The organism is Alloalcanivorax venustensis ISO4, from assembly GCF_015356855.1.
GTDB classification, from domain to species: domain Bacteria; phylum Pseudomonadota; class Gammaproteobacteria; order Pseudomonadales; family Alcanivoracaceae; genus Alloalcanivorax; species Alloalcanivorax venustensis.
This window is the reverse complement of sequence record NZ_ARXR01000010.1, coordinates 60146-85768: the sequence shown is the minus strand read 5'-3', so window position 1 is coordinate 85768 and position 25623 is coordinate 60146. Positions and strand designations below refer to the sequence as shown.

At 66.1% G+C, this 25623-nt stretch carries 22 protein-coding genes; 8 read left to right on the top strand and 14 right to left on the bottom strand.

All coding sequences use genetic code 11. The features are described 5' to 3' along the window. Positions 1-119: 119 nt before the first annotated feature. The 3 genes from ISO4_RS08230 to ISO4_RS08220 form a co-directional block, all read right to left on the bottom strand. Entirely contained in the window at positions 120-572 is a 453-nt protein-coding gene (locus ISO4_RS08230; RefSeq protein ID WP_067606906.1) for an SRPBCC family protein, read from the bottom strand. A gap of 110 nt (positions 573-682) precedes the next feature. Beyond that, entirely contained in the window at positions 683-1231 is a 549-nt protein-coding gene (locus tag ISO4_RS08225) for a hypothetical protein (RefSeq protein ID WP_194855856.1), read from the bottom strand. Then, positions 1228-1956 (bottom strand): hypothetical protein, encoded by a 729-nt coding sequence (locus tag ISO4_RS08220; RefSeq protein ID WP_194855855.1) that lies wholly within the window; start codon positions 1954-1956, stop codon positions 1228-1230. The genes ISO4_RS08225 and ISO4_RS08220 overlap by 4 nt, the downstream gene beginning before the upstream one ends. A gap of 218 nt (positions 1957-2174) precedes the next feature. On the opposite strand from ISO4_RS08220, the gene ISO4_RS08215 reads away from it, so the two are divergent. From ISO4_RS08215 to ISO4_RS08195, 5 genes are read left to right on the top strand one after another with little or no spacing between them, the layout of a single operon-like run. After that, complete coding sequence (locus ISO4_RS08215; protein WP_194855854.1) at positions 2175-2810, top strand: penicillin-binding protein activator LpoB; 636 nt, start codon at positions 2175-2177, stop codon at positions 2808-2810. Then, positions 2794-4029 (top strand): hypothetical protein, encoded by a 1236-nt coding sequence (locus tag ISO4_RS08210; RefSeq protein WP_228548008.1) that lies wholly within the window; start codon positions 2794-2796, stop codon positions 4027-4029. The genes ISO4_RS08215 and ISO4_RS08210 overlap by 17 nt, the downstream gene beginning before the upstream one ends. After that, positions 4026-4472, top strand: a complete 447-nt coding sequence (locus ISO4_RS08205) for a putative periplasmic lipoprotein (RefSeq protein ID WP_194855853.1) — start codon at positions 4026-4028, stop codon at positions 4470-4472. The genes ISO4_RS08210 and ISO4_RS08205 overlap by 4 nt, the downstream gene beginning before the upstream one ends. Further along, positions 4469-5314, top strand: a complete 846-nt coding sequence (locus ISO4_RS08200) for a hypothetical protein (RefSeq protein WP_194855852.1) — start codon at positions 4469-4471, stop codon at positions 5312-5314. The genes ISO4_RS08205 and ISO4_RS08200 overlap by 4 nt, the downstream gene beginning before the upstream one ends. A 30-nt stretch (positions 5315-5344) precedes the next feature. Beyond that, positions 5345-6271, top strand: coding sequence for a PDZ domain-containing protein (locus ISO4_RS08195; RefSeq protein ID WP_142949478.1), 927 nt, complete (start codon positions 5345-5347; stop codon positions 6269-6271). Between the two features lie 27 nt (positions 6272-6298). Here the strand turns inward: ISO4_RS08195 and ISO4_RS08190 are convergent, their stop codons facing one another. The 6 genes from ISO4_RS08190 to ISO4_RS08165 all read right to left on the bottom strand — a co-directional run bounded on the left by ISO4_RS08190 (position 6299) and on the right by ISO4_RS08165 (position 16694). Beyond that, positions 6299-8461, bottom strand: a complete 2163-nt coding sequence (locus ISO4_RS08190; protein ID WP_323745358.1) for a TonB-dependent receptor — start codon at positions 8459-8461, stop codon at positions 6299-6301. 87 nt (positions 8462-8548) lie between these two features. After that, on the bottom strand, positions 8549-10141 hold the full coding sequence (locus ISO4_RS08185; protein WP_194855851.1) for an ABC-F family ATPase: 1593 nt from the start codon (positions 10139-10141) through the stop codon (positions 8549-8551). 102 nt (positions 10142-10243) lie between these two features. Next, positions 10244-11950: a hypothetical protein gene (locus tag ISO4_RS08180; RefSeq protein WP_194855850.1), complete on the bottom strand. Its 1707-nt coding sequence runs from the start codon at positions 11948-11950 to the stop codon at positions 10244-10246. Continuing rightward, positions 11950-13716 carry a hypothetical protein gene (locus tag ISO4_RS08175; protein WP_194855849.1) on the bottom strand — a complete coding sequence of 589 codons (1767 nt, stop codon included), beginning with the start codon at positions 13714-13716 and terminating at the stop codon, positions 11950-11952. Before ISO4_RS08175 ends, ISO4_RS08180 begins: the two co-directional genes overlap by 1 nt. A 140-nt stretch (positions 13717-13856) precedes the next feature. Next, positions 13857-16010, bottom strand: a complete 2154-nt coding sequence (locus ISO4_RS08170) for a sensor histidine kinase (protein WP_194855848.1) — start codon at positions 16008-16010, stop codon at positions 13857-13859. A gap of 39 nt (positions 16011-16049) precedes the next feature. After that, positions 16050-16694, bottom strand: a complete 645-nt coding sequence (locus ISO4_RS08165) for a response regulator (protein WP_194855847.1) — start codon at positions 16692-16694, stop codon at positions 16050-16052. 187 nt (positions 16695-16881) lie between these two features. Here ISO4_RS08165 and ISO4_RS08160 point away from each other — a divergent pair, with 187 nt between their 5' ends. Next, the gene (locus tag ISO4_RS08160; RefSeq protein WP_194855846.1) at positions 16882-17541 is read left to right on the top strand and encodes a YoaK family protein; all 660 of its coding nucleotides are present in this window, start codon (positions 16882-16884) and stop codon (positions 17539-17541) included. A gap of 39 nt (positions 17542-17580) precedes the next feature. Here ISO4_RS08160 and ISO4_RS08155 read toward each other — a convergent pair whose 3' ends face one another. Next, on the bottom strand, positions 17581-17994 hold the full coding sequence (locus ISO4_RS08155; protein ID WP_194855845.1) for a hypothetical protein: 414 nt from the start codon (positions 17992-17994) through the stop codon (positions 17581-17583). A 153-nt stretch (positions 17995-18147) separates the two neighbouring features. Beyond that, a complete protein-coding gene (locus tag ISO4_RS08150; protein ID WP_194855844.1) occupies positions 18148-18858 on the bottom strand; it encodes a phosphoadenylyl-sulfate reductase in 711 nt (236 codons plus the stop codon). Between the two features lie 252 nt (positions 18859-19110). On the opposite strand from ISO4_RS08150, the gene ISO4_RS08145 reads away from it, so the two are divergent. Together ISO4_RS08145 and ISO4_RS08140 are read left to right on the top strand one after the other, a co-directional pair. Then, positions 19111-19545 carry a DUF4168 domain-containing protein gene (locus tag ISO4_RS08145; protein WP_194855843.1) on the top strand — a complete coding sequence of 145 codons (435 nt, stop codon included), beginning with the start codon at positions 19111-19113 and terminating at the stop codon, positions 19543-19545. Between the two features lie 120 nt (positions 19546-19665). Continuing rightward, complete coding sequence (locus tag ISO4_RS08140) at positions 19666-21435, top strand: alpha/beta fold hydrolase (RefSeq protein ID WP_194855842.1); 1770 nt, start codon at positions 19666-19668, stop codon at positions 21433-21435. A gap of 4 nt (positions 21436-21439) precedes the next feature. On the opposite strand, the gene ISO4_RS08135 is transcribed toward ISO4_RS08140, so the two are convergent. The 3 genes from ISO4_RS08135 to ISO4_RS08125 form a co-directional block, all read right to left on the bottom strand. Continuing rightward, positions 21440-23389 carry a ligand-gated channel protein gene (locus ISO4_RS08135; protein WP_194855841.1) on the bottom strand — a complete coding sequence of 650 codons (1950 nt, stop codon included), beginning with the start codon at positions 23387-23389 and terminating at the stop codon, positions 21440-21442. A gap of 83 nt (positions 23390-23472) precedes the next feature. Beyond that, complete coding sequence (locus ISO4_RS08130) at positions 23473-24837, bottom strand: sensor histidine kinase (protein ID WP_194855840.1); 1365 nt, start codon at positions 24835-24837, stop codon at positions 23473-23475. After that, entirely contained in the window at positions 24834-25583 is a 750-nt protein-coding gene (locus ISO4_RS08125; protein WP_194855839.1) for a response regulator transcription factor, read from the bottom strand. Before ISO4_RS08125 ends, ISO4_RS08130 begins: the two co-directional genes overlap by 4 nt. Between the last annotated feature and the right edge of the window lie 40 nt (positions 25584-25623).

Genomic DNA, 25623 nt, shown 5'->3' with positions numbered 1-25623 from the left:
CTTCTTTATTGGCATGTAAGCAATATTTAAGTTGCCTATCGCTCGGAAAATGAGCCAGCGCTCAAGAAAGCAATAAATCCGTTTCTTTTGTGAGCCGCCAACTTTTCCTCCATCTATCTTTACCCCTCGTCCGGGATCTCCGGATCCACCAGCTGCGCGAGCTGGATCAGCGACTCCTGCCAGCCCTGATAGCACATCTCCGCCGGGATCACGTCGGGCACGCCCTCCTGGACGATGTGCAGCTCGGTGCCGCCGAGCACTGCTTTCAGGGTGACGGTGACCTGCATCTCGCCGGGGAGGTTGGGGTCGTCGAACTTGTCGGTGTAGCGGATGCGTTCGTTGGGCTTGAGCTCCACGTATGTGCCGCCGAAGGTGTGGCGGCTGCCGGTGGTGAAGTTGGTGAAGGACATGCGGTAGCCGCCGCCTTCGCGGACGTCGCTTTCGTGCATGGTGGCGGTGAAGCCGAAGGGCGGCAGCCATTTGACCATGGCGTCCGGGTCGGTGAAGGCGCGGTAGAGGCGGTCCGGGGTGCCGCGCAGGACGCGGTGCAGGCGGATGGTTTGGCCGGTCATGGGGTCTCTCCTTTGCTGTGGATACCCTCTGGTCGAACGCCGAATCTGGATTTCGACAACCGGTCCGTCAGGGCGCGCTCGCAAGCACGCCCTGACTATTGGTCCCTCTCCTAGGGGAGGGGCACGAACCTTTGCGTTGTGCCTCGACGGCCTTCGTGGACGTGCTCCCAGGTGGCTTTCACCGTGGGTTGGGCGTCGCTCAGATCGATGGTGGCATCGACCAGGTAGCCGCTCATGGACAGGGCCATCAGGCGGAGTGTCCGGCCATCGGTTTCCACGATCTCCGCGGCTATTAAATCGCTGAACTCCAGGTCGTTTTGCTCCTTCGAGGAAGCCGGCGCCCCGGCGACACCGCCCTCTGAACCCCTGGATCCGAACGGCGCGCCGTCCAGATCGTCGGCTGCGTCTTGGATGACAAACGGGGCATCGTCGTTCTCGCCGATGCCGATGGCCAGGGGCAGAAGATCGGCGAAATCCTCGGCCAACGCCTGATCGTAGAGCGGGTCGAACGCCAGGCGGCGGGTGGCTTCAAAGCTCGGATAGTCGCCGCTATCCGGACTTCCGGAAGCACGGCCATCCGCCATCGACGTTTCAATGAAATGGGTGGCGCCGGTGGTGCCATCGATTTTGAAACCTTCACCCTGACCCGATGTATTCAACCAATCCGCCGACTCTTCAAAGCCGGTGGCGGCGTATCGGCCAGGTTGGTGCCGTAGGCGGCGCCTTGCCGGGTCACCAGGAACGTCATGCCGGTAAGCGCGTTCCCGGCGTGGCGGACGGTACCGCGATACAGCCCGGCGTTGCTCAGGTGCAGGGCCACGATCACATGATCCTGGGCGTCCGCCGCCGCCACCAGCGGATAAGGCCCACCGGGCAAATCGGCGGTGAGCATGTCCAGCGCGGAGGCGATGGCGGTTTCAAAGGCCAACGGATCCAGGCTGAAATCGATGGCCAGGCCCAGGTCCAGGTGCGAGGCCGGGTCGATCTGGATGCCGTTGGCCAGGTCCTGGTCGGCGTCCAGGCTGATCAGGAAGCGGCTGATATTGATCACGGTGTTGTCGTTTTCGTCGGCGCCGTCGCCGGCCAGGTCCACCGGGGTGATGAACACCGTATTGCCGTTCACCACGGCCTCGCCCAATTCAATATCGCCGATCAGAAAGCGTGCGGTGGCGCCGTCCGGGCAGCGCAGCACGCCCTGTTCGCCGGTGGTTTTGGTGCTTGAAGAGCCGCAGGTGTAGTGCAGGCCGGTGACGGCGTTGTCCACGAAGTGCGCGGTGCGTGTGGCGGTACCGCCGCCGCTGCTGCTGGAGCTGCTTGATCCGCCACAACCGGTGATGGCCAGGATCGCGACGACAGCCGCGCCGGCGAGAAAGGTCTTATCCATGTTATCCCCCAAATTCCATGTCAGCGCGCCCTTGCTGTTATGCGGTCCTGGGCACGTCGTTGCATAAGTCTAGGGATGGCCCACGGGAATGCTGTGATCCAAAACACACTCCGCTTACCCCATATGGGGTATGCGCGCCCTGCTCTGCCCTGGCTACTCTTGCCCGCATGGGGACGTCGGTGTCTGTCACCGGCGCATAAGACAAGACGGAGCAGGACATGAAGAAACGTCATCTGATGGCGGGCCTGGGGGCCTTGATGGTGATGGGGGGATGCACGCCGTCCTCGCAGGTGGATAACGTGGCCGGCCAGGCCTCGGTGTACGAGGACCCGTCGTCCTCGGGCCGTGTTCAGGGGGTCGGCATCGAGTCCCAGGACGTGGTGGCGATGACCGACGAGATGATGCGGGACATGCTCTCCAACCGCATTCTGGCGGCGCGGGACGTGCCGCCGCGGATCATCATCGACAACGAATATTTCAGGAACGAAAGCTCTTCGATCATCAATACCAACCTGCTCACCGACCGTTTGCGCGTGGAACTGAACCGCGCCGCCAACGGCCGCATGGTGTTCGTGGGCCGGCATTTCGCGGACATGGTGGAGAAAGAGCGCGAGCTCAAGCGCGACGGCGCCGTGGACGGCGGCACCATCCGCCGGACGCAGGCCACCGCCGGCGGCGATTACCGGCTGGGCGGGCGCATCGCCTCCCTGGACGCGATGGACCGCAACAGCCAGACGCGCTCGCGCTACCACCAGGTGACGTTCGAGATGATCGACCTGGAGCTGGGCACCATTGTCTGGAGCGGCTCTTATGAGATGAAGAAGGCGAGCCAGGACAATGTGCTTTATCGCTAAGGCCGGGGCGCCGCTGGCCGCCGCCTTGCTGCTCGCCGGTTGCGCCACCGGGCCCACCCAATACGAAACCCGCGCCCTGGACCCGGACCAGCAGGCAGTGGTGGCCAGCAAGCCCGCCGCCCTGCAGCCGCTCCACCAGGACCTGTTCGAGGAAGGCCGCCGCAACGAGGTGCTCAACCTGATGGAGATCGGTGCCGCCGCCTTCCACCGGGGGCACTACGACCTGTCCAAGGCGGCGCTGGACCGGGCCATCGCCAATATCGAAAGCGTCTACGCCGACAACGAGGCGGCCCACCGGGCGCGCAGCCTGTGGTACGAGGAAGGCGAAAAGGACTTCAAGGGCGAGCCCTATGAACGCTCCATGGTGTTCTATTACCGGGGCCTGCTGTTCCTGCGCGACGGCGATTACGGCAACGCCCGCGCCAGCTTTATCAGCGGGCTGCTGCAGGACGCCTTCGCCGAGGAAGAGCAGAACACCACGGATTTCGCCTCGCTGATCTATCTGGCGGGCTGGTCCGCCAAGCTGGCCGGCAGTAACACCCTGGCCGAGCAGCACTTCGAAGAGTACCGGCAGTTCCGTCCGGACGGCCCGGTGCCCGCCGCCGACCACAACACCCTGGTGATCGCCGAAACCGGCACCGCGCCGCGCAAGCTGGCCGACGGCGTCGGCCATTACGAGCTGGTCTACCGGCGCGGCAAGCGGATCCGCGCCCAGGGTGCGGAGCTTATGCACGGTGGTGACAGCGTCGCCCTGTTCCCGGTTGAGGACGTGTTCTTCCAGGCCTCCACACGGGGCGGGCGCACCGTGGACCGCATTATCGAAGGCAAGGTGCAGTTCAAGAAGAACACCCAGGCCACCGGCGACGTGCTCACCGCGGCCAGCGGCAACAGCGCCGTGGCCGGCCTGAGCATGGCCGCCGGCGGCGGTCTGGCGGCGGGCTTTCATACCGTGACCGCCATCGGCGTGGCCGCCCAGGGTTTGTCCGCGCGTTCGCGCACCGAGGCGGACACCCGCTACTGGCAGCGCCTGCCGGACGGCCTGCATGTCACCACCCTGCGTCTGGCGCCCGGCGCCGGGCCCCTGGAAGTCCGTTTCCTGGACGCGACCTCGCAACCGCTGCCGGACGGCACCGAGACCGTGCCCGTGCATTTCGATGACCGGGGCAACGGCCTCGCCTTCGCCAGCAGCCGCCCCACAGAAGAAGGAAAGCCACTATGAAAACCCTGATCGTCAGCGCGCTGCTGGCCGCCGGCCTGGTCGTCACCGGCTGCCAGAGCAGCATGAGCAAGGAAGAGTTTCAGCAGCGTACCGAAGACACCGGCTACAACACCGTGATCTTCACCGACTACGACCTCAACCGGCGCTTCAAGGACGGCCTCACCGGGCCGGACAACGTGATGCGTCTGTCCACCACCGGCCACGGCATCGAGCGCACCGACACCGGCACCTCCCAGGTGTGGGTGGAGCTGCGCAACCACACCGACTTCAACTACATGGTGGAAGCGCGCACCTCGTTCTACTCGCAAAGCGGCCGCCCCCTGGACGCCCGCCCGGTGTGGCGGCGCATCTCGGTGCCGGCCAACGCCCGCGCCGTGTACGAAGAAAAATCGGTCAGCACCGACCGGCTGCAATACCGCGTGGAAGTGAGGCAAGCACGATGAACCGACAACGGCTGATCCGCTTCGCGGCCCTGGGGACGGCGTTAGCGCTGGCCGGCACCGCCGCCGCCCAGACCGATCACTCCCCGGCGCCGATGATGGCCCCGGCCAAGGCCCCGCTCAGCGAAGAGGCTTACCGGGAACAGCAGGCCCCGGGCGGCCGCCGGGACGACGCCGACACCATCACCGCCCGCTTCCGCGACCGTTTCAGCGGCGACGGCGAAGCGCGCATCGCGGTGCTGTGGAACGAGGCGCTGTCCAGCCGGGTGAGCGACTGGCAAAGCCGGCAACGGGCCACCGTGGGCGTGCGCGGCGAATTCGAAGCGAGCGGCCCGGACGGCGACAGCCAGGGCAACGCCCAGGGCCAGGCGATCGCGCAGAACGAATACCGCGACGGCGAGCGCCCCACGGACAACGGCGCCGCCCACGAGCTGCAGTCCGGGCTGATCACCGCCTTCCGCGGCGCCGGCGCCAGCGTGGTGGACCGCGCCCTGGCCGCTCGGCTCACCGACAACGCCCTGGAAGACGGCAGCTTCTCAAGGCTGTCGCCGGACAACGCCCGCCTGCGCATGCGCGCGCTGGCGGAGCACGCCGACTTCGTCATGGAGCTCACCGCCGGTCCGTCGTTCGAGGACCAGCCGGTGTACCAGGTGCGGGTGCTGTCCACCCGCGACGCCTCGGTGCTGGCGGTATTCACCAGCACCGGCCGGCGCGACAACGACGAAGACCCGCCCTACCAGTGGGTGGCCACGGATCGGGGCTATCAGAAACGGGTACAGCCGGTGTCCCTGGCCGAAACCGGCCGGGAACTGGCGCTGCAGACCATGGCGCGCATGGCGCCTTAACAACATCAATCAAGCAGTAGGGGAACGACGATGACTTTTTCCATAACTCACGCAACGCGGTATGTCCTGCTGGCGGCGGCGCTGGCAACCCTGGGGGGCTGCGCCACGCCGCAACAGCAGGCCCAGATGCAGGCCTGGCAACAGATACAGGCGCAACAACAGGCGCTGGCGCAGGAGTCCGGCAAGATCGGCGCGGTGTTGGCGAGCGACGCGCAGGGCCGCGTCGTGATCGGTACCCTGGTGCCCGGCGCACCTTCGGACCAAAGCGGCGAGGTGCACACCGGCGACCAGCTTCTGGCGGTGGCCGAAGGCGACGGCGAACCACAAAGCGTGGGCGGCAAATCGATGCTGGAAGTGCGCCTGATGGTCCAGGGCGAGCCGAATACGCCGGTCAGCCTGGTGCTGGCCGGCCAGGACGGCGGCGACGATCGCACGGTGACCCTGACCCGCGCGGAGATTACCCCGCAGCAGCAGCAAGCCCTGGAAGAGGTACTGCAGGCCGAAGCGCAGGCTCGGGTCGAAGGGCTGGCGATTGAGGACAACTCCGGTGAATACCTCAGCCCCTACACCAGCGACGGCGTCACCGCCGAGTGGGTGAACAAGGCGATCAACGCGAAGATGGGCTCGGCGGCGGGCTCCGCGGTGGGCGCGGCGGCCGGTGCCTACGCCGGACGCAAAGCCCTGGAGAGCGTGCCCGGCGGCAGCCTGATCGGCAGCTTCTTCGGCGGCATGGCCGGTTCCAAGGCGGGCCAGAACGTGGGCCGCGACGCCGCCATCCAGGCCTCCGGCGGCTGGGAGTACATCCGCGAGACGTCGGATCTGTCGTTCCGCTCACTCAACGACATGGCCCGTTGGATGACCACGGTGCACGGCCAGAAGAGCAACTTCCAGGAAGTGCTCAACGCCACCCTGCAGGTCTACCCGGAGCTTCAGCCGGCGCTGGCCAGCGCCCGCTAAACCCCCTGGGGCAACGGCCGGTCGTGATCAGAAGCGGCCGGTCCAGCCCAGTTCCACGGTGCGCGGCGCGCCCACGTAGACCTGGGTGGCGCTGTAGCCGGACCAGTCGGCGTAGAACTCGTCGGTGAGGTTGCGTCCGCGCAGGGTCAGGGTGCCGCTGGCCACCGGGTAGCTGACCCAGGCGTCCAGCAGGCTGCGCTCGTCCACCAGGTACTCATTGGCAGTGCCGGTGTAGAAGTCGCCGGTGTGGCGTACCGCGCCGCCCAGGGTCAGCGGCAGCGCCGCCAGGGTGTAGGCGCTGCTCAGGTTGGCGGTGGTTTTCGGCACGTTGGTGAGGCGGTTGCCGGACAGGTCCTCGCCGCCGGCGCCCAGCAATTGATCGTATTCGGCGTCGTTCCAGGCGCCGTTCAGGTTAATCCACCAGCGCTCATGGGGGCGCACCGTCAGGTCCACTTCCACGCCTTCGGCCTCGATGCCGCCGCCCTGCACGGACAGCGCCGGGTTGGCCGGGTCGCGGGTGACGATGTCGTCCTGATTCAAGCGGTACACGGCGGTGGTGAGCGTGACCCGGTCACGCCACAAATTGGCGCGTGCGCCCAGTTCGGTGGCGCGGCCGTCGCTCAGATCAAAACGCGCGTTGGTGGGGTTGCTGAGCAACAGGCTGCCGATCGGCGATGACGCCTGATTGTACTGCGCGAACACCTGCATGTTGTTGGTCAGGTCGTAGACCGTGCCCAGCCGCCAGGAGAGGTCCTCGAAGGTTTGCCCGAAGGTGTCCCGGGTGCCGGCGCTCAGGTCGTCGATGCCCCGATCCAGCTCCAGGTATTCGTAGCGCAGGCCGCTCACCAGCACCCAGTTGGGGGTCAGGTTGAGGGCGTCTTCCAGGAACACCGCGCCGCCGGACACGGTGCTGTCGAAGTCGGCCCGCGAGCTGTAGTTGGCCGGGCTGTTGGGCGGCATATCACCGCGATCCGGGTTGAACGGGTCCACCGAGGTGGTGTCGCCGAAGCGGCGGCGGCTGTCGAAATCGGTGTACTGGTATTCGGCGCCTACCACCAGGCGGTGGCGGCGCTCGCCCAGGTAACCGTCGTGGACGCCGTAGAAGCGGTCGGTGGCGAACCGGTGGTGATGGTTGATGCGAGTGGTGAGCCGGTCCAGCTGTCCGGTGGCGTCGTTGTAGGTGAAGTCTTCCGAGTTGGCCCAGTCCCGATTGGCGTTGTAAAAGCTCAGCTCGTTGACCAGCCGCCAGGTGCCGTTGAGTTGATAGTCGGCCTTGGTGCGCAGCCACTGGCTGTCGGCGGTCATTTCGCCGTCGCGCACGTTGTAGTTGTTGTCGCGGATCGCTTCGTCCAGCACCAGGCCGCTGCCGGAGACCACGTCGCTGGGGTCGCGGGCCACGTCCGCGGGCAGCAGCGGCGTGCCCTGATAAGGGGTGGCGTAGCGGTCGCTGTACAGATCCAGGGCGGCGCTCAGGGTGAGCCGGTCGCTGGCGTGGACCAGGATGCCGGCGGTCAGCGCGGTGGTCTCGGCATCGGTGTCGTCCACATAGCCGCTGCTCCGGCTGTGGCTGAGGTCGGCGCGCACCGCCACGTTCGGATTGACCACCCGGTTGGTGCCCACGCCCAGCCGCAAGCTGTCGTGGCTGCCGTACTCCAGCATGCCGTCATAGCGGTCGCCGGCCAGGTCCGGCTTGCGGGTCACCAGGTTGAGGGTGCCGCCCAGGGCGCCGGTGCCGTGCAGCACCGAGGCCGGGCCCTTGAGCACTTCCACACGCTCCAGGTTCCAGGTGTCCAGGTTGCGCGACACCAGCGACGGGTCGGCCACGCGCACGCCGTCGAACAGGTAGCCCACATCGGTGAGCCCGCGCATCGACACCGAGGCCGGCGAGCCGGGAATGTTGCCGGCGGCCACGCCGGGGGCGCTGCGGTACAGCTCGATCAGATTACGCAGGCCGAGCTGTTCGATGTCCTCGCGGTCCACGCTGCTCACCGTGGCCGGCGTTTCCCGCTCGCTCAGGCCGAGCCGGCCGTCGGTGGTGGTGGGGGTCACCGGGGCGGCGGCGTCGTTATCGACGCGCACCGTCTCCAGCTGGTGGCCGGAGGGCGCCGACCAGGCGGTGGGCGCCAGTATCGTCAGGGCGATCGCCAGGGGGGCGTGGCGGGAAAAGCGGGACCGGGCAACAAACAACACTGGGGCCTCCAGGCTGGCACATCGAGAGTGTGCGCAAGCCTAGCGGCCCGGCGGGCAAAGGGAATGCGGCAAATTGTCGCGGTGCGCTCAGGCGACGCCCTGGCTGCGCAGGTAATCCTCGTAGCTGCCGTGAAAATCGACGATGCCGGTGGGCGTCAGCTCGATGATGCGGGTGGCCAGGGACGACACGAACTCGCGGTCGTGGCTGACGAACAGCAGCGTGCCCGGGTAGTTTTCCAACGCCAGGTTGAGCGACTCGATGGACTCCATGTCCAGGTGGTTGGTGGGCTCGTCCAGCAGCATGATGTTGGGGCGCTGCAGCATGATCTTGCCGAACAGCATGCGGCCCTGCTCGCCGCCGGAGATCACGTTCACGGTTTTGTTGATCTCGCTGGAGGAGAACAAAAGCCGGCCCAGGGTGCCGCGGATGATCTGCTCGTCGTCGCTCTCCTTGCCCCACTGCTGCATCCAGTCGAACAGGTTGAGCTTGTCCTCGAAGTCGGCCGCATGGTCCTGGGCGTAGTAGCCGAGGGTGGCGTTTTCCGACCACTTCACTTCCCCGGCGCTGGGCTCCAGGTCGCCCATCAGGCAGCGCAGCAGGGTGGTCTTGCCGACACCGTTGGGGCCGATGATGGCGATGCGCTCGCCCACTTCCACGCGCAGATCCAGGCCGGAGAACAGCTCCTCGTCGTCGAAACTTTTCGCCAGGCTCTTCACTTCCACCGCGTTGCGGAACAGCTTCTTGTCCTGCTCGAACACGATGTAGGGGTTCTGGCGGCTGGACGGCTTGATGTCCTCGAGCTTGATCTTGTCGATCTGCTTGGCGCGGGAGGTGGCCTGCTTGGATTTCGACGCGTTGGCCGAGAAGCGGCTGACGAACTGCTGCAGATCGGCGATCTGCGCTTTCTTCTTGGCGTTGTCGGCGCGCTTGCGTTCCAGCGCCTGGGTGGCGGCGGTCATGTACTCGTCGTAGTTGCCCGGGTAAACCCGCAGCTCGCCGTAGTCCAGGTCCGCCATGTGCGTGCACACGCTGTTCAGGAAGTGGCGGTCGTGGGAGATGATGATCATGGTGCAGTCGCGCTGGTTGAGCACGCCTTCCAACCAGCGGATGGTGTTGATGTCCAGGTTGTTGGTGGGCTCATCGAGCAGCATGATGTCCGGCTCGGAGAACAGCACCTGGGCGAGCAGCACGCGCAGCTTCCAGCCCGGCGCGATCTCGCTCATCGGGCCGAAGTGCTGGTCCACGGGAATGCCCACGCCGAGCAGCAGATCGCCGGCGCGGGATTCGGCGGTGTAGCCGTCCAGCTCGGCGAACTCGGCTTCCAGCTCGCCGGCGCGCAGGCCGTCTTCCTCGGTCATCTCCGCCTTGGCGTAGATGGCGTCGCGCTCCTCCTTGACCTTCCACAGTTCGTCGTGGCCCATGATCACCGTGTCCACCACGGAATACTGTTCGTAGGCGAACTGGTCCTGGCGCAGTTTGCCGATGCGCTCGTTGACGTCCTTGGACACGTTGCCGGAGGACGGGTCCAGGTCACCGCCGAGAATCTTCATGAAGGTGGACTTGCCGGAGCCGTTGGCGCCGATCAGGCCGTAGCGGTGGCCGTCGCCGAATTTCACGGAGACGTTTTCGAACAGCGGCTTGGCGCCGAACTGCATGGTGATGTTGGCGGTGGTGAGCAAGGTCGGGTTCCGAATTGGTGTGGCGTGGAGGGGCGAAAAGGGGGCGGATTATGCCACACCGCCCCCCGCCACGTCACACCGCCCGCGCCGCGCGGGCCGCTTTCACAATCCCCGGATCCGGAAACGGTACGGCGCGGACGACGGCCTCAGCCCCGACACCCGCTGGTAGTCCGCGTTCACGCGCAGGTAGTAGAGGCCCGCCTGGCCGGCTTCGAAGTCATGGCGGAAGCCCTCGCAGCGGCGCACCGAGCTGTCGCGGACCACTTCGGTGTCCCGGCCCAGCAGCTTGACCAGCAGTACCCGGGTGCTGTGGCCGGCAGGCAGGATGTCGTCGCCACACAAAAACTCGTCCACCACCAGGCTGCGTCCGCTGGTGTCGCCCAGGTACAGGAAGTAATGGGCGTGGCTGTTGGCGGTTTCCGCCGCGTAGTCGGACGGCGCCAGGCTGCCGTCGCGGCTGCCCACCTGGCCCTGGTGCGGCACCAGGAAGGGTTCGATGATCACCGGCTCCAGCCAGTGCCCGTCGCTGAGCGGGATCGCTTCCACCGACACGGAGCGCTCGCTGCCGCTGTTGGCGATGGCGCGCAGATACACACGTTGGCCCTTACGCAGTGACATGGACGCCACCGTGCAGGCGTGCCGGGTGCTGCACTCTTCCAGCAGGGTGCCCGGGCCGCTGCTGCCGGCGCGGCGGTACTGGAAGATGGTGTCGGTATCCGGGTCCTGGTCGCCGTGGCTGAGGCGCACGGTGAAGGAACCGCCGTAGGGGGCTTCCAGGTAAAAATCGCGTGCGTTGGCGGCGCCGGAGGCCAGGCTGGTGGTTTGCGGCCCGGCGTCCACGCAGACGCGCCGGTAGCCCTCCTCGCCCCCGTCCGGCCCCTGGGAACAGGCCGGCGCGAAGCCCAGCGCTTCCGAGAGCGCCCCCAGGGACGCCGGTGGAAACCCTTCGCCGTCATTGAGCGGGTACTGGGCCGACAGGTTTTGCTGGATCTCGGCCACCAGGGCTTCTTCATCCGGGTAGTCGGCGAGCAGGGTGCCGTAGCCGGTTTTCATGGCGTCCCAGAACGCCACGGTGTCCTCGTCGTCGGCGCCGTTCCGGGCAAAGCCGGCGCGCGCCGCCGCCAGGGCGGGCAGGCCGTTTTCCGCCACCGCCGCGCTGAGCAACGGCAGCACCCGCACCTCCTGGTAAAGCCCCACCTCCAGGGTTTCGCCGGGAATAAAACCGGCCAGCATGTCCAGCTGGCCCGGCGGCCGGCGCAGGCCGGTGAGCGCCCGGTAGTCCGGCATCAGCGCCGCCAGGGCGGCGGCGTAGTCGTCATTGTGCTCCGCCAGCTCCGCCATCAGCCGTTCGCTGATCAGGTCGGTGAGCACATTGACGTTGGCGTCGGCGGCCTGTTCGCCCTCTTCGAGGAAGACCACCGCGCTCAGGGTCACCGGTTCACCGCTGAACTGGCCCTCGGCTTCGTCGAACCAGAAGCCGCTGACCGTCAGCCATGCCGGCCCGACGAAGCCGGTTTCCGGGAACGCATAGCGGCCGCGTTCGTCCACGGTGGTTTCCAGCGCCGCGCTGTCGCTGTCCACGGCGCCGTTCACCAGCCGTTGCAGCCGCGCGGTGGCGCCGGCCTGGAAGGGGCCTTTTTGCGCCGCGCCGCTCAGGGCACCGCCGCCCTCGGGGGTGGGCTGTTCCGGCCCTGGCTGTTCGGCCCCCGGTCCGGCGGCGGTGGTGCCGCCGCCGGAGGAGGACGAGTCGCCGCCGCAGGCGGCGAGCACGGCGACCAGACACAACAGAACGAAGGTCGTGTTTTTCATCAGAAGCCCTTCACCGGACGCTGGTCGGCGTCGCCGCTGGACTGCTCGCTGATCACCCGCAGCGAGTCCTCTTGGCGGGTGTTCACGTACAGCACGTCGAGGGTCTCCGGCGCGCCGGAGCTGACCGCCTGCAACAGACGGTGGGGGCCGGGGGCCAGGCCGTACATGCGCACCTGGTCGGCGGAATCCGGCAGCTGGCCCAGGCGCACCGCGCCGGCGGCGGGCATGGCCGCGTTCACCGCCGCCAGCTCGGTGCCGTTTCGCAGCATGAAAACTTCGGACACTTCCATGGCGTCGAGCTGGGTGGCGGAAGGCGCGGTGCCGGTGGACGAGGCGCCGACCCAGGAAGCGTCGGCGATCACCACCTGGTCACTGCCGTCCAGCCGTTTGGCCACCGCGAAGCGGTCGGCGCCGCCGATGCCGGTGTCGCGGTTATAGAAGATCCAGCCGTTGCGCGCGCCCAACACCGGGGTGGAAATGTCCTGGCCGAACATGGAGTCGTCGCTGTCGATCACGCGGCGGTCGGAACCGTCCAGCGCGAAGCTGAGCACCTGGTCTTCGCTGTGCACCGCCACCCGGTCACCGCTGGCGATGACAAACTCACCCAGGCTGGATTCGGTGGCCACCCGACGCCATTCGGCGCCCTCCAACCGCACCAGGTCGAAGTCCCCAAAGCCGAGCACGTTGCCCTGCATGGCGAAAAACAGAACGTCGGCGCTGCGCGTGAGATGCTGCGGCGCCGGCAGCGCCGGGGTCGGCGGCGGGAACAGGGATTCATTGAACAACAGGGGGTCACCCTCGCCGTTGACCACCTGCTCGAGCGTGCCCACGTCGCCCTGTTCCGGGCGATAGAGGAACAATCCGCCGATGCCGGGGCTGTCCTCGCCGCTGATCACCAGATACTGGGCGCCGTCGTTGAGCGGGCCGCCCAACGGCAACACCCGGGCGGTGGCGGCGGGCGCCACCCCTTCGATGGTGACCTGGCCGGGCTCCAGTTCCAGGTCCATGCCGACCCGTTTAATGCGGTTGTCGTCGTCGCTGTCGATCACCAGATAGCCGGCGCCCCGGCCGAGGTCCGGGTCGAGCACCGGTGCCACCGGCGTAAAGCGCTCCGCCAGTTGCAGGGGGTCGGTGTTTTCATCGTCGCTGAGCAGGAACTGGTACCAACCCTGGTCACTGAGCTCATACAGCACCGAGGTGTTGTCCGCGTCGTCCAGGGCGTACTGGATGATGGCGTTGGTCAGCAGAATCAGATCCTCGGAGGACACCGGGTCGGGCTGCGGGTTCGCCACATCGGTGGCCGCGGTATGGAAGCCGTTGGTGTCCAGCAGCGAGCGGTTGTCGAAGTAGAGCACCCGGTCGACGCGGAAATCGGACAGCGAACCGTCGTCGTTGAGGGTGGCTTCGTGAATCGGCAGGAAGCTGCGGTCGTAGGAGAGCGAAAAGGCGTTTTCATCCAGCAGCACCCGGTCGTCCACCAGGATGGAAGTCTCCGGCGCCGCCGGGTCCAGCGCGTACAACCCCGGGTCGGCGCCTTCGGGTTGGGTGAAATAGAGCAGGTCCTGGTTGTCGGCGTCGCCTTCCAGACCGGCCAGGGCCGGCAGCTCGGTGGGCTCGACGCCGCCGCCTCCGCCACCGGGGGTCGACGGCCCTCCCGCCGCACCGTCGTTGGAGCTACCGCCCCCACCACAACCGGCCAACAAAGCACCGAGTGCCACCGCCAGCACGCCCGCGCGTGCCCCCGAGAATTGGTTACGGGTTTTCATGTTGTTCCCCTATTATCCGCTACGTCGTTCCATGGAGCCCTGTGGACCAGGGCAAGCGGAGTCAGCATAGGCGGCGGGGAACAACCGCCCCATCACCCAAACGGGGTCACCTGGGGTGAGGCCGGGGGAAGCAGCCGGCGCTAGGCGCCGTCGAGGGGAATCACAGCGTCGATGGTGGCGGTGGAGCCATTTATATGGAAGTGAAAGTGCCCGCCCAGCTCTTCGGAGCGGGTGCGCATATTGTTCAGGCCACGCTTTGCTATGTTGTTATTTTCCGTTTGGAGCCTGACCACACCGTCATTGGTCACCTTGAGATACAAATTTTCGTTATCGAGTTTGACACTCACCTGGACGTAATCGGGGTGGGCATGCCTGAACGCATTGGTGAGCGCCTCATGAATAATACGGCTCAGGTTAATGCGCTGACGCACCGTTATCGCTTGCTCTTTGTAGAGGTCCCCGGTGAACGACCAGCGTAATTGCACGCCCATTTCCTTACAGCGCTGGAGACATAAGTCATTCCAGTCATGAACGCAATCAACCAGCCAGCTCAGGGACTCCTGATCCAGGGCTTGCAGAGCCTCTCGCAGCGACTGCAACGCGTTGCGGGCGAGGCTGGCCTGGCGCTCGTCGCTCGCATTGTGTAGCACGCTGAGTATCCTGCCGCCAACGTCGTCATGAAGATCACGCATAATGCGACGTCGCTCCGCTTCGGCACCGTCTTCGCGGGCCCGCACCGTGAACAGGGCCTGCTCGCTGATCGCTCTTAACAGGCTCGCGATGCGCAGATCGTCAGGACTGAAGAGGCGCCGGCCGTCATCGGCGAACTCAAGCAGAAAGCCGGGCTGGTCAACATCAAGAGCGGCCAACGTCATCTGCACGCCATCGTTGGAAACCGCTACCGGCTTTGCATCGGCCGGCTGTTTGATGGGTCTGATCGAAAGCGGCGAAAACGTCTGCTTCAGCAGATCCGGCCAGGCGGAGAGAATGCGCCCGCCGCTGCTGGCGGAGAAAAGGTTATCGACCAGCTTCTTCAAGGCGAGGTCAAAGTTGTTCTGCCGGTTTCGTCCCAGCCTGCTCATCAGCGCCTGCCTCAACGGGAAGTAGAACCAGCCCGCCAACGCCAGAGACAGGGCCAGTGCCATTTCGCCCGCCAGGCCCAGACCAAAGATCAGCGCCACGTCCAACAGCACCACCAGCACACCGCCGAAAAACCAGATCCAGGTCTTGAACCACCACTGCTCCAGATCAAACAACCGATATCGCGTCAGCCCCGCTGCCATCCCCAAATAAAGCACCAGCACCGAAATAAGGCTGAGCGACAGTGGCAAGCCCCGGCTTACACCCAATGCCGGTGGCAGCATGATCAATGTCGTCAGTAACAGACAGCCGGTGAACACGGAGAGTGCACACCATTTCAGAGAGGCTCTTTCGATCGGATGATTGCGGGTAAGACGCCACTGCCTGCCCAGTACCATCACACCGAGAATAAAGCCCACCACGATAACCGAGTAAACCGTGTATTGAGGGCTTGTGGCGAGCTGCAACTGATCACTCAGCCAGGCGAGGACGCCGATGGCCAGTATCACGTAGTGACCCGGGAAGCGACTTTGACGAATCGGGTAGACCCAGAATAAGGCGATGAGCGACGCGGACACCTGTAATACCGCAAGGTGGTTCAGAGACATCAAAACGGCAAGCACGTCACCGCTGATGGCGAGCTCACGGCCGCCATAGGTGCCCAGGGTCAGAGTGGTGGAAAATATACTGACACCGGACAAAAAGAACAGCTTGGTTTCTATCCTGCCAGGGCTGTAGGCCCAGATGCCCGCCGCTACCAGGAGCGCCACCCAACCGTAGCCGGCCTTGATCAGTAAGTATGCAAGGGCGCCGGAACCGGCCTGCTGTTCCGCGGTAAGCGTCACCACCCTCTGGTCCGAAGTGATAACGTTAATGATCCCATCTTCAAGCTCTTCGATTAGCCGATTCTGCTGCTCCAGAAGAATGTTGTACCGCTGATAGGTGAGCAGATCCGGATCTTCATGGATGGTATCCACGAACAGAGGAATCAGTCCGCCGTTGTCCTTCTTTACCGCGACGACGCGCTGGCCAGCAACCACTTTCCCGTGATTGGGGCTGTCCGGAGATACGTTCTCGACCACCAGCACATTGCGTTCGAAATCCGCTTTCCAATCGATGCCAAGCTGCGGGACGCTGAGAACATAGGCGATGGAGAGCGCTGTGACGAACACAGCCATTAAGGTAACGATGATTAACCGCTGCTGCGGGGCCAACCCTGTTATTCCGATTATCATTTATTCGTCCGTGACGAGTCAGCCATCCTGTTTCACCACACCAAGCCGCACCGCCTCAAGCGCGGCTTCGGCGCGGCCGGACACACCCAGCTTGCGATAGATGCTCTTGGTGTAAGTGGCCACGGTGTTGGCGGCGATGCCCAGGGCGTTGGCGATGTCGGTGCGGGTAAAGCCCCGCGCCAGCAACCCGAGCACTTCCCGCTCCCGTTCGGTGAGCGGATCCTCGCCGCTCTCCGGCTTGGTGGTTTGCCGGAAGTGGCGCATCATGCGGCGGGCGATGCTCGGTGACAGCGGCGGCTCGCCACGCAGGATGCCGCCGAGCTGCTCGATCAGTCTTTCGCGGGGTTGATCCTTGAGGAGGTAGCCGTGGGCGCCGGCGCGCAGCGCGGTGAACAGGTGGTCGTCGTCATCGAAGATAGTGGCCATGACGATGTAGGTGTCCGGGGCGTGGCGGCGCAGCCATTCCACCAGTGTCACCCCATTGCCGTCCGGCAGACTGATGTCCAGCAACGCCAGTCCGAACGCCCTCTCACTCAGCGCCTGAAGGCCGCCGGCCACGGTGCTTTCGACAGCCACGTCAATGCCGGGGAACGCGTCCCCTAACAGAGCGGCCAACCACTCCCTGGTGTCACCATGATCTTCCACGATGATCGCTGTTTTCATGTCCCTGTCCCCGATAGACCCCTTCCATTGAGGCACGGCAGGCGGACCGCCGCCACCTCGGTTTGTAACCGCTTAGTATAAACCGGTTTCCGTGAGGGATCCGCGAGCAGGTCCAGGGTCTCGGAAGGACCAGGGCGCGGGGCCTTTGCTATCATGGCGGTTTATTTCCAACCACAAGGACAAGCCATTGCTCACCCGCCTACCCCGCTGGGTGGAGGTCGGCGCTTTTTTGCTGGCCTTCCTCGCCGGCAGCGTCAACGCCGTGGGCCTGCTGGGTTTCAGCCATCAGTCGGTGTCGCACCTGACCGGCACCACCTCGTTGCTGGGCCTGGCGCTGGCGGACCTGGCGCTGACCCATGCCGGCCACCTGCTGCTCACCCTGCTCAGCTTCCTGGCCGGCGCCGCCCTCAGCGGCGTGCTGATTCCCGGCTCGGCGCTCAAGCTGGGCCGCCATTACGGGTTTTCGCTGCTGATCGAAGCGTTCCTGCTGCTGATGGCGATGCTGACCCTGCAACAGGGCAGCGATCTGGGGGTGTATCTGGCGTCCATGGCCTGCGGCCTGCAGAACGCCATGGTGACCACCTACAGCGGCTCGATTATCCGCACCACCCACCTGTCGGGCATCTTCACCGACCTGGGCATCATGCTCGGCAATCGGCTGCGCGGCGTGCCGATAAACGGGCGGCGGCTGTTGCTGTTCCTGTTGTTGATCGGCGGGTTCGTTTGCGGTGGCCTGGTGGGAACCCTGCTGTTCCGTGGGCTGCACTTCACCGCCCTGCTCGTACCCGCCACTCTGGCGGCGCTGCTGGCCAGCGTGTACTGGGTCTACAGCCGCCGCTACCGGTAACGCCCCACCGGCCGCGCGGCTCCTCGGCGGGGCCGCGCCTCACTCCTCGATCACCACCTCGATACGCCGCCGCACACGCTGCTGGCCGACGTCGTCGTAGCTGAAACCACCCACACGGTGGCGTCCGGGGCGCAGCACCACCGTGGAGCGCATCCGCCGCTCCAGCGGCGCGATACGCTCGTCCAGCAGGGCGATATCCAGATGGTAGAGGTCCGCGCCCTCGCGGCGAATGTCCACGCGATGATTGTCGCCTTCGCTGTGCCAGTGCCGGCGCGTGGCGGCGTCGCGCAAGCGCAATTCCGTTATCCGGATGTCACCGCGCATCTCCTCGGTGACGGTAATGGCGGCGGCCTCCGGCGGAGCCGGTGCGCGAAAGACCCCACTGAAATAGCCGGCCAGCATCAGCGCGGTGAGCACCAACAGCAAGACGAACGCTACGGCGAAACGTTTCATGGCGTTGTCGACTCCCTTTGATCAAGCCATGGCCCCGAAGGCCGGTCTTGATCATGGTACAACGCAGCCTAAAGGCGGAGCCATCAGTCCGGTCACCCATAAAAAAGCCCGGCGAAGCCGGGCTTTGAAAGGAGGCCAGAAATCAACGCGTTGTCAGAGGTGGATGCCGCACTCGGTTTTCGAGGAGCCCTGCCAGCGACCTTCGCGGCCTTCGCCTTTCCAGGTGCAGTGGCTGCAACCGATGGAGTGGTAGCCTTCCTCGACCAGCGGGTGGAACGGCAGGTCGTGGTCGGCGATGTAGGCGTCGCGCTGCTCGCGGGTGACGTCGATCATCGGGTTGAACTTGATCATGCCACGGCGCTCCTCGAACACTTCCAGGCCGGCGCGGTGCTCGGTCTGCCAGCCCATCAGGCTGGAGATCCACAGGTCGTAGTGCTCCTTGGCGTCTTCCAGGGGCTGGACCTTGTTCACCTGGCAGCACAGATCGGGATCAGTGCGCCACATCTGTTCGTCCTGGGTGATCTGGTGCTGGCGCTCGTCGGCGCGCAGGTCGATGACGTCCAGGTTGAAGCGCTCGATCAGGTATTCCTTGTACTTCAGGGTTTCCTCGAAGTGGTAGCCGGTGTCGATGAAGTGAATCTTCTGCTCCGGGCGGATCGAGGAAATGATGTGCAGGAAATAGGCGGACGTGGCCGCGAACGAGGACGTCACCATGATCTTGTCCGGGGCGAAATCCTGATAGACACGGCGGATACGCGCCTCGAAGTCCAAATCCCGGTATTCCCGGTTGAGGTCATCGATGGCGTCGCGGGACAGACCGGCGCTGTTGTTGCCGACCCGTGTGATCAACTGCGCGTTACCCATGGCGTGCCTTTCCTTTCGTCCTGACTTCGTATGAGTGAGCAATGATAAGGGCGTCGGTCTCATTTAAAAGAAATATATGGTGCTAGTTTTATTCTCTAAAGGAATATAAAGGCCCGCGTCACGGTATCCGGTCCCGGCTTTACACAATTTGATCCCGTCAATTTGGGAACTCTTGGCTTGCCCCCTGTCACACCTGCCAGGACGCATCGGGAAACGCGTCTTAAAAATTCTGTATTGGATAGGAGAAGCTCCATGAAAAAGCCTCTGATGTCATTGTCCGCTCTTCTTCTCGCCGCCGGCGTCACCGGCGCCGCGTTCGCACAGCAGGGCGCGCCCCAGCAGCAGGGCCAGCAAGGCGCGGCCCAGCAGGGTCAGCCGCCGGCGCAACAGGCGCCGCAGGGCCAGCCCAATCCGGCGCTGGGTGACGCTTCCGACATCACCGACGAGGAAGTGCAGAAATTCGCTGACGCCCAGGCCAAAGTGGAAGAAGTGAAAGGCCAGTACCAGGGCGAGGTTCAGGCGGCTTCCGAGGATCCGGAAAAAGCCATGGAAGTGCAGCGTGAAGCGCAGCAGGAAATGGTCAAGGCGGTGAAGGACACCGGCCTGGACGTGCGCAAATACAACCAGATCGCGCAGTTGGCGCAGTACGACACCGATCTGCGCGAGCGCATTCAGGAAAAGATGTAAGCCCGGTTCCGCCCGGCACCGCCGGGCCGTGACCCTTGGAACCCCGCCACGGCGGGGTTCTTTCGTTTCTGTTCACGTGCACAATGGCTTCATGCTCGGAACCTGGGGAGGGGAAGACGAATGCATGAAGACCAGGGCGACGACAGCGCCCGCCATACCGAACAACTGTCGGCGCTGACTCTGTTGATGTACCAGGCCGCGCAGGACCCGGAGCGCTGGGCGGAAATGACCGCCCTGCTCCGCGAAGCCGCCATCCCGTTCGAGGACGACCGGCTCTACCAGCAACCGAACCGGCGGCGGCGCATGCTCGACGCCCTGGTGCCCCATGTGGAGCAGGCGCTGCGGCTCGGCGAGCAGATGGAGCGCACCCGGGAAACCCGGGACCTGGCGGTGGCCACGCTGGAGCGCCTGCCCATCGGCATCGCGGTGGTGGACGCCCAGCTCAATATCATCACGCTCAACCGCATCGCCGCCGGCGCGCTCAGCGACAGCGAGGTGCTCAGCAACCACCAGGGGCGCCTGCGCATCAACAACCGCCGCCAGCATCAGGCGCTGCACGAGGCCCTGGCCCGCTGTCTGGAACAGGGCAGCCACCATGCCCTGCCGCTCACCGAGCCGGCTACCGGGGTGACCGTCTCGCTGCTGGTGTGCCCGAGCCGCACCGTGGACATGGAAGACCCGGAGCGCCCCGCCGCTACCTTGTTCATCTCCCACTCCAATCTGGACAACCTGGTGGACGAGACGCTGCTGGGCGATCTTTACGACCTGACCCCGGCGGAGAGCAAGGTGGCCAAGGGCCTGGTCAGCGGCCACACCCTGGACCGCATCGCCGACGACGCCCAGGTGGCGCCGGCCACGGTGCGCGCGCAGTTGAAGTCGGTGTTCCGCAAGACCGACACCGGCCGCCAGGCGGAGCTGGTGTCGGTGATTCTGTCCGGGCTGGCGCCGCTGGCCCCGCGCCCCGCCGAGCGCGCGCCGGCGGCCCGCCCGGAACCGCCACTGGACCTGCCGGCCCTGGACAGCACCGGCGGCGGGCAGCTCACCACCCGTGACGGCCGCGCCCTGCGCTTCCACCAGTACGGCAACGCCGACGGCACCCCGGTGATCTTCTTTCACAGCGTGCGGGGATCGCGGCTGGAGGTGCCCGGCGGCGCCGATATCCTGCATGAACTGAACCTGCGGCTGATCGTGCCGGACCGGGCCGGCTACGGCCTTTCCGACCCGCTCAAGGACAGAAGCATCGACGACCTGGTGAGCGATCTGGAACTGCTGACCGAGCACCTGGGCATCGACCGCTTCCATTTGCTGGGCTATTCCCTGGGCGGCTTTCTCGCCCTGCATTGCGCCGGCCGTCTCGGCGACCGGGTGCAGCGGCTGGGCCTGGTATCGGCGCTGGGCCCCACCCACCTGAGCGGCGACGCCGACCCGATGCGCGGCCTGTTCCGGATGGTGGTGGGCGTGGCTGACCGAGCGCCGGACCTGATGGAGAACGTGCTCAACCTGGTGGCGCGGGGGCTGATCAAGAACCCGGACAAGCACCTGCGCCGCTTCGTCACCTTCACCAGCCCGGCGGACGCGCCGGTGTTCGCCCAGCAGCGCCACCGGGACGCCTATGTGAAGGCGGTGAAAGAAGCCTACCGCAACGGCTGCCAGGGTTTCGTGGAGGATTTGCGGGCGGTGGCCCGGGCCCCGGAACCGGACGCCGCCTCCCTCACCATGCCGGTGTTTCTGTGGCACGGCGAGCGGGACGGTCAGGTGCCGGTGGCCCAGGCGCTGGCGGTGGACCAGTGGCTGCCCAACAGCCGCCTGACCCTGGAGCCGGACGGCGGCCATTTCTTCGTCTACGACCGCTGGCGGGCGATCCTCACCCGCTTCACGGAACCGCTGTAAGGGCTTAGAAGCTGACGCGCATGCCCAGCCAGTAGCGGCGGCCGTCTTCCACGTAGCCGTACTCGTCCTGGAAGATTTCCTTGTCGGCGATGTTGTAGATGCCGGTGTTGAGCGTGGCCTGGGGCGTCAGCTTGAAGGCCAGGCCGGCGTCCACCAGGGTGTTGGACGGCGCCACGATGCTGCTGCTCGACGGGCCGGTGGTGGGCTGGCTCTCTTCGCCGCGGTAGCGCACCGCCAGCCAGGGCGACAACCGGCTGGTGACGCGCCAGTCCGCCTGCAGGCTGGCCAGATGCTTGGGCACCTGGTTGAGCGGCTCGCCCTCGTACTCGCCGGACTGCTGCTCGGAATCCGTGTAGGTGTAGCTGAGCGTCAGGTCCAGGGTGCGCGCCAGCGTGGTGGACACGGCGGCCTCCACGCCCCGGGTCACCGCTTCGTCCACGTTCACCCGGTAGGTGGGGTCGGAACCGAACTGGTTGGGGCCGCCGGGGCAGACGCTGGGCGGGCAGGCGATGCGGGTGATCTTGTCCTTGAAGTCGTTGTGGAACACGGTGACGTTGGCCTGCAGATCGCGGCCGGCGTTGAAGTACAGCCCCAGCTCCTTGTTCACCGAAGTCTCCGGTTCCAGGTCCGGGTTGCCGTAGACGTCGCCGCCCCGGCTTACCTGGCCCCAGTCCGGGGTGATCTCGCGCAGCGACGGCGACCGGAAGCCGGTGGACACCCCACCCTTCAGAGTCCAGCGCGGCGCCATGCCCCACACGCCGTACAGACGCGGGCTCACGTGGCTGCCGTAGTTTTCGTCGTCGTCGAGACGGACCCCGCCGGTGACCGAGACGTTACCCGGCAGCATCCATTCGTCCTCGGCGAACAGCGCCCATTTGGAGGCGTCCACGTCGGTGCGGTTGGAGATCTGGTTGGAGGTCCGGTCGGACAGCTCTTCTTTCTCGAAGTTGGCGCCGACGGTGAGCAGGTGGTCGCCCAGCGGCGCCACCAGGGCGGTCTTCGCGGAGGTGTTGGTGACCTTCATCTCGCGGGTCAGGTTTTCCGCTTCCTCGCGCTGTACGTAGGAGTCGGTGGTGCCGAAATCCCAGCGGCCGGTGTGGCTCAAAGCCAGCACTTCGCGGGTGTATTCGTTGTCGGAATCGGTGCAGCCGCCCCGGCAGCCGGTGGCCGGCGCGCTGTAGCCGATCAGGGAACGGCGGTCCTGCTTGGTCTGCCCCGCCTCCAGGGTGAAATCCTGGTTGTCGGTGGGAGTGAACGACAGGCGGGCGTTGAGGTTCTTCAGGTTTTTCTCTTCGAAGCCGTCCACGAAACGGTCTTCTTGGCGGCTGCTGGCGCGGCCGTAAACCTGCAGGCCCAGTGTGTCCGCCAGCAACGGCCCGCTGAGGCTGAAGTTGCCCTGCTGGATGTCGCCGGAACGGGAATCGTCCTGAATGATGGTGTCCAGTTGCACCGCGCCGCCCCACTCCTCGGCGACCTTGCGGGTGATCACGTTGATCACGCCGCCGATGGCGTCCGAGCCGTACAGGGTGGACATGGGGCCGCGCACCACTTCGATCCGCTCAATCGACTGCAGCGGCGGCAGCCAGTCCTGCTCGAAACCGGCACTGCCGTTGGGGCGGGTTTCGCGGGTGGACACCGGCTTACCGTCCACCAGGATCAGGGTATACTGGGAAGGCATGCCGCGGATCACGATGTCGTTACCGCGATCGCCGGAGCCGCCGCCGGTAATGATCACCCCGGGGATGTCCCGCAGCGCGTCGGTGGCGTCCTGATAGTAGCGCTGCTCGATCTGCTCGCGCGTGATCACGCTGATCGAGGCCGGCGCGTCCTCCAGCTGCTGCGCGTGCCCCGACGCGGTGACCGTCACCTGCCCCAGTTCGTGGCCGTCACCGCTTTCCGCCAATACGGGCCCGGTGGCCAGTAGCGCGGCCGCACCCCATAACGCAAATCGCATCCCGGTACTCCTTTTTGTCCGATCCAGTTAACAGAGTCCGGAATGATAGTAATTCTTATTTGCAAATAAAGAGGCTTTACAAACTATACGTTCGCGGCGGGAACTTCCGCGGCGGCGGGCAGGCACAGGTGCACGCGCAGGCCGGGGTGGCCGTTCTCCGCCCAGATCCGGCCGCCCTGGCGGTGCACCGCGCGGCGGGCGATGCTGAGCCCCAGGCCGAAGCCGCTGCCGGCGGAGCGCGCCTGGTCCAGGCGCACGAAGGGCTCGAAGATGCTGTCCAGCCGGTCGTCGGGGACACCGGGGCCGCGGTCGCTGATCCACAGGTGCCAGCAGTCGCCTTCGCGGCGGCCGTCCAGGCGGACCGGGCCCTCCGGCGGCGAATGGCGCACCGCGTTGCGCACCAGATTTTCCAGCGCCTGGGCCAGATCGTTCAGGTTGCCGGCCACGCGGGCGTCGGCGGGCAGCCGGCACGGAAAGCAGCGGGCCGGCCAGCCGCTTTCAAAGGCGGCGTTGTCGACCACCAGGTCCCACACCGCCAGCGGCGACAGCGGTTCGGTGGCGGTGCCGCGCTGCTCGGTGTCGTGCCAGGCCAGCGACAGCGTGTCCGAGACCAGCTCGCGCATGGCGGTCACTTCCCGGGCCACGCGGCGGCGCAGGTCCTGCTCCGAGAGGTCGCCTTCCAGGGCGACACTGAGGCGGCTCAGCGGCGTGCGCAGTTCGTGGGACATGTCGTGCAGCAGCTGGCGCTGGCTGCCGAGCACCTGGGCCACCCGTTCGGCCATGCGGTCGAAGCGCCGGCCCAGGTCGCCGAACTCGTCCCGGCGCGCCGCCAGCCCCGGGCCCACGCGCGCTTCCGGGTCGTCCTGGAAGCGCCGCACCCGGGCCTGCAGCAGCCGCAGGGGCACCATGGTGCGCCAGTACAGCAGGCCGCCGGCGAGCATCGCCAGCAGCGCCGGCAGCACCACCACCAGCAGGGTCTGCCACAGCGGCCAGTTGCGCCCGGGCATAAAGCGCGGCGGCAACTGCATCACCAGCCGCCCCGCCTCCGGGTTCTCGGGAAACGGCACGCCGATGTAGGGCATGGAGGTGGACCGGAAGCTCATGCGCCAGTCCAGCTCCCTCTGGAAGCGCAGGCCGGCGCGCTGGCTCTCGGTGAGCGGCCGGCCACTGAGCGAATGATCACTGGCGTCCACCACCATGGCGTCGCCGGGCTCACGGCGGCGCAGCTGCTGCAGCCAGGCCGACACGCCCTCGGCGCCGCCCCGGTGCCAGGCGTCCTCCGCCTGGGCGGCGTACTCGCGCATCACCACCTTGGCCGGCTCGTCCAGCAGCACCACCTGCTCGCCCACGGTGCGCAACAGCCAGCCGCTCAGCACCACGGTGAACACCGCGCTCAGGCAGAGCAGCAGCGCCAGCTTCCAGAACAGGGAATGACGGCCGGGAATCATGGGCCCGGCGTGGCGGGCTCGGCGCCGGCCGCCTCGGTGGCCAGCGTATAGCCCTGCCCCCAGACGGTACGCAGCGGCTGGCCGGGCACGCCGGCGGCGCGCAGCTTGCGGCGCAGGTGGCTGACGTGCAGGTCGAGGCTGCGGTCATGGCGCCCGTAGCCGCGGTGCAGCACGGTCTGGTAGAGGAAGGCTTTGCTCAACACCTGGTCGCTCTGCTCCAGGAACACCCGCAGCAGACGGAACTCGGTGACGGTGAGGTCCAGGGCCCGGTCCCGGTAGCGGGCGGTCTCGGTGTCCAGATCCAGGGCCAGGCCGTCCAGCCGCAGAGGGCCCTGGCGGGGCCGCTGGCCGGCGCGGCGCTCCAACGCCACCCGGCGCAGCACGGCGGCCACCCGCACCGCCAGTTCGGCCATGCTGAACGGCTTGGGCAGGTAGTCGTCGGCGCCGCGCACCAGGCCGGTGATGCGGTCCTGTTCGTCGCCCAGCGCGGACAGCAGGATCACCGGCACCGGGCTGGTTTCGCGCAACCGGGCCAGCAACGCCAGGCCGTCCAGCCCGGGCAGCAGGATGTCCAGCAGCACCAGATCGAAATCGCCGTCGCGGGCCAGGGTCAGGCCCTCGCCGCCGTCGCGGCACAGCGTGACCCGGTGATTGCGGTCGCGGAAGTAGTCCCCCAGGTCGGCGCTCAATACGGGATCGTCCTCGATCACCAGCAGGCGCGACGGGCAGGTCGTTATGGCATTCATTCGCAAATAGTAAATATTATCATTCCATCAATCCACAACC

Coding starts and splice junctions, on each gene's coding strand:
- ISO4_RS08230 (WP_067606906.1), bottom strand. CDS start 572: ATGACCGGCCAAACCATCCGCCTGCACCGCGTCCTGCGCGGCACCCCG.
- ISO4_RS08220 (WP_194855855.1), bottom strand. CDS start 1,956: ATGGATAAGACCTTTCTCGCCGGCGCGGCTGTCGTCGCGATCCTGGCC.
- ISO4_RS08215 (WP_194855854.1), top strand. CDS start 2,175: ATGAAGAAACGTCATCTGATGGCGGGCCTGGGGGCCTTGATGGTGATG.
- ISO4_RS08210 (WP_228548008.1), top strand. CDS start 2,794: ATGTGCTTTATCGCTAAGGCCGGGGCGCCGCTGGCCGCCGCCTTGCTG.
- ISO4_RS08205 (WP_194855853.1), top strand. CDS start 4,026: ATGAAAACCCTGATCGTCAGCGCGCTGCTGGCCGCCGGCCTGGTCGTC.
- ISO4_RS08200 (WP_194855852.1), top strand. CDS start 4,469: ATGAACCGACAACGGCTGATCCGCTTCGCGGCCCTGGGGACGGCGTTA.
- ISO4_RS08195 (WP_142949478.1), top strand. CDS start 5,345: ATGACTTTTTCCATAACTCACGCAACGCGGTATGTCCTGCTGGCGGCG.
- ISO4_RS08180 (WP_194855850.1), bottom strand. CDS start 11,950: ATGAAAAACACGACCTTCGTTCTGTTGTGTCTGGTCGCCGTGCTCGCC.
- ISO4_RS08175 (WP_194855849.1), bottom strand. CDS start 13,716: ATGAAAACCCGTAACCAATTCTCGGGGGCACGCGCGGGCGTGCTGGCG.
- ISO4_RS08165 (WP_194855847.1), bottom strand. CDS start 16,694: ATGAAAACAGCGATCATCGTGGAAGATCATGGTGACACCAGGGAGTGG.
- ISO4_RS08155 (WP_194855845.1), bottom strand. CDS start 17,994: ATGAAACGTTTCGCCGTAGCGTTCGTCTTGCTGTTGGTGCTCACCGCG.
- ISO4_RS08150 (WP_194855844.1), bottom strand. CDS start 18,858: ATGGGTAACGCGCAGTTGATCACACGGGTCGGCAACAACAGCGCCGGT.
- ISO4_RS08145 (WP_194855843.1), top strand. CDS start 19,111: ATGAAAAAGCCTCTGATGTCATTGTCCGCTCTTCTTCTCGCCGCCGGC.
- ISO4_RS08140 (WP_194855842.1), top strand. CDS start 19,666: ATGCATGAAGACCAGGGCGACGACAGCGCCCGCCATACCGAACAACTG.
- ISO4_RS08135 (WP_194855841.1), bottom strand. CDS start 23,389: ATGCGATTTGCGTTATGGGGTGCGGCCGCGCTACTGGCCACCGGGCCC.
- ISO4_RS08130 (WP_194855840.1), bottom strand. CDS start 24,837: ATGATTCCCGGCCGTCATTCCCTGTTCTGGAAGCTGGCGCTGCTGCTC.
- ISO4_RS08125 (WP_194855839.1), bottom strand. CDS start 25,583: ATGAATGCCATAACGACCTGCCCGTCGCGCCTGCTGGTGATCGAGGAC.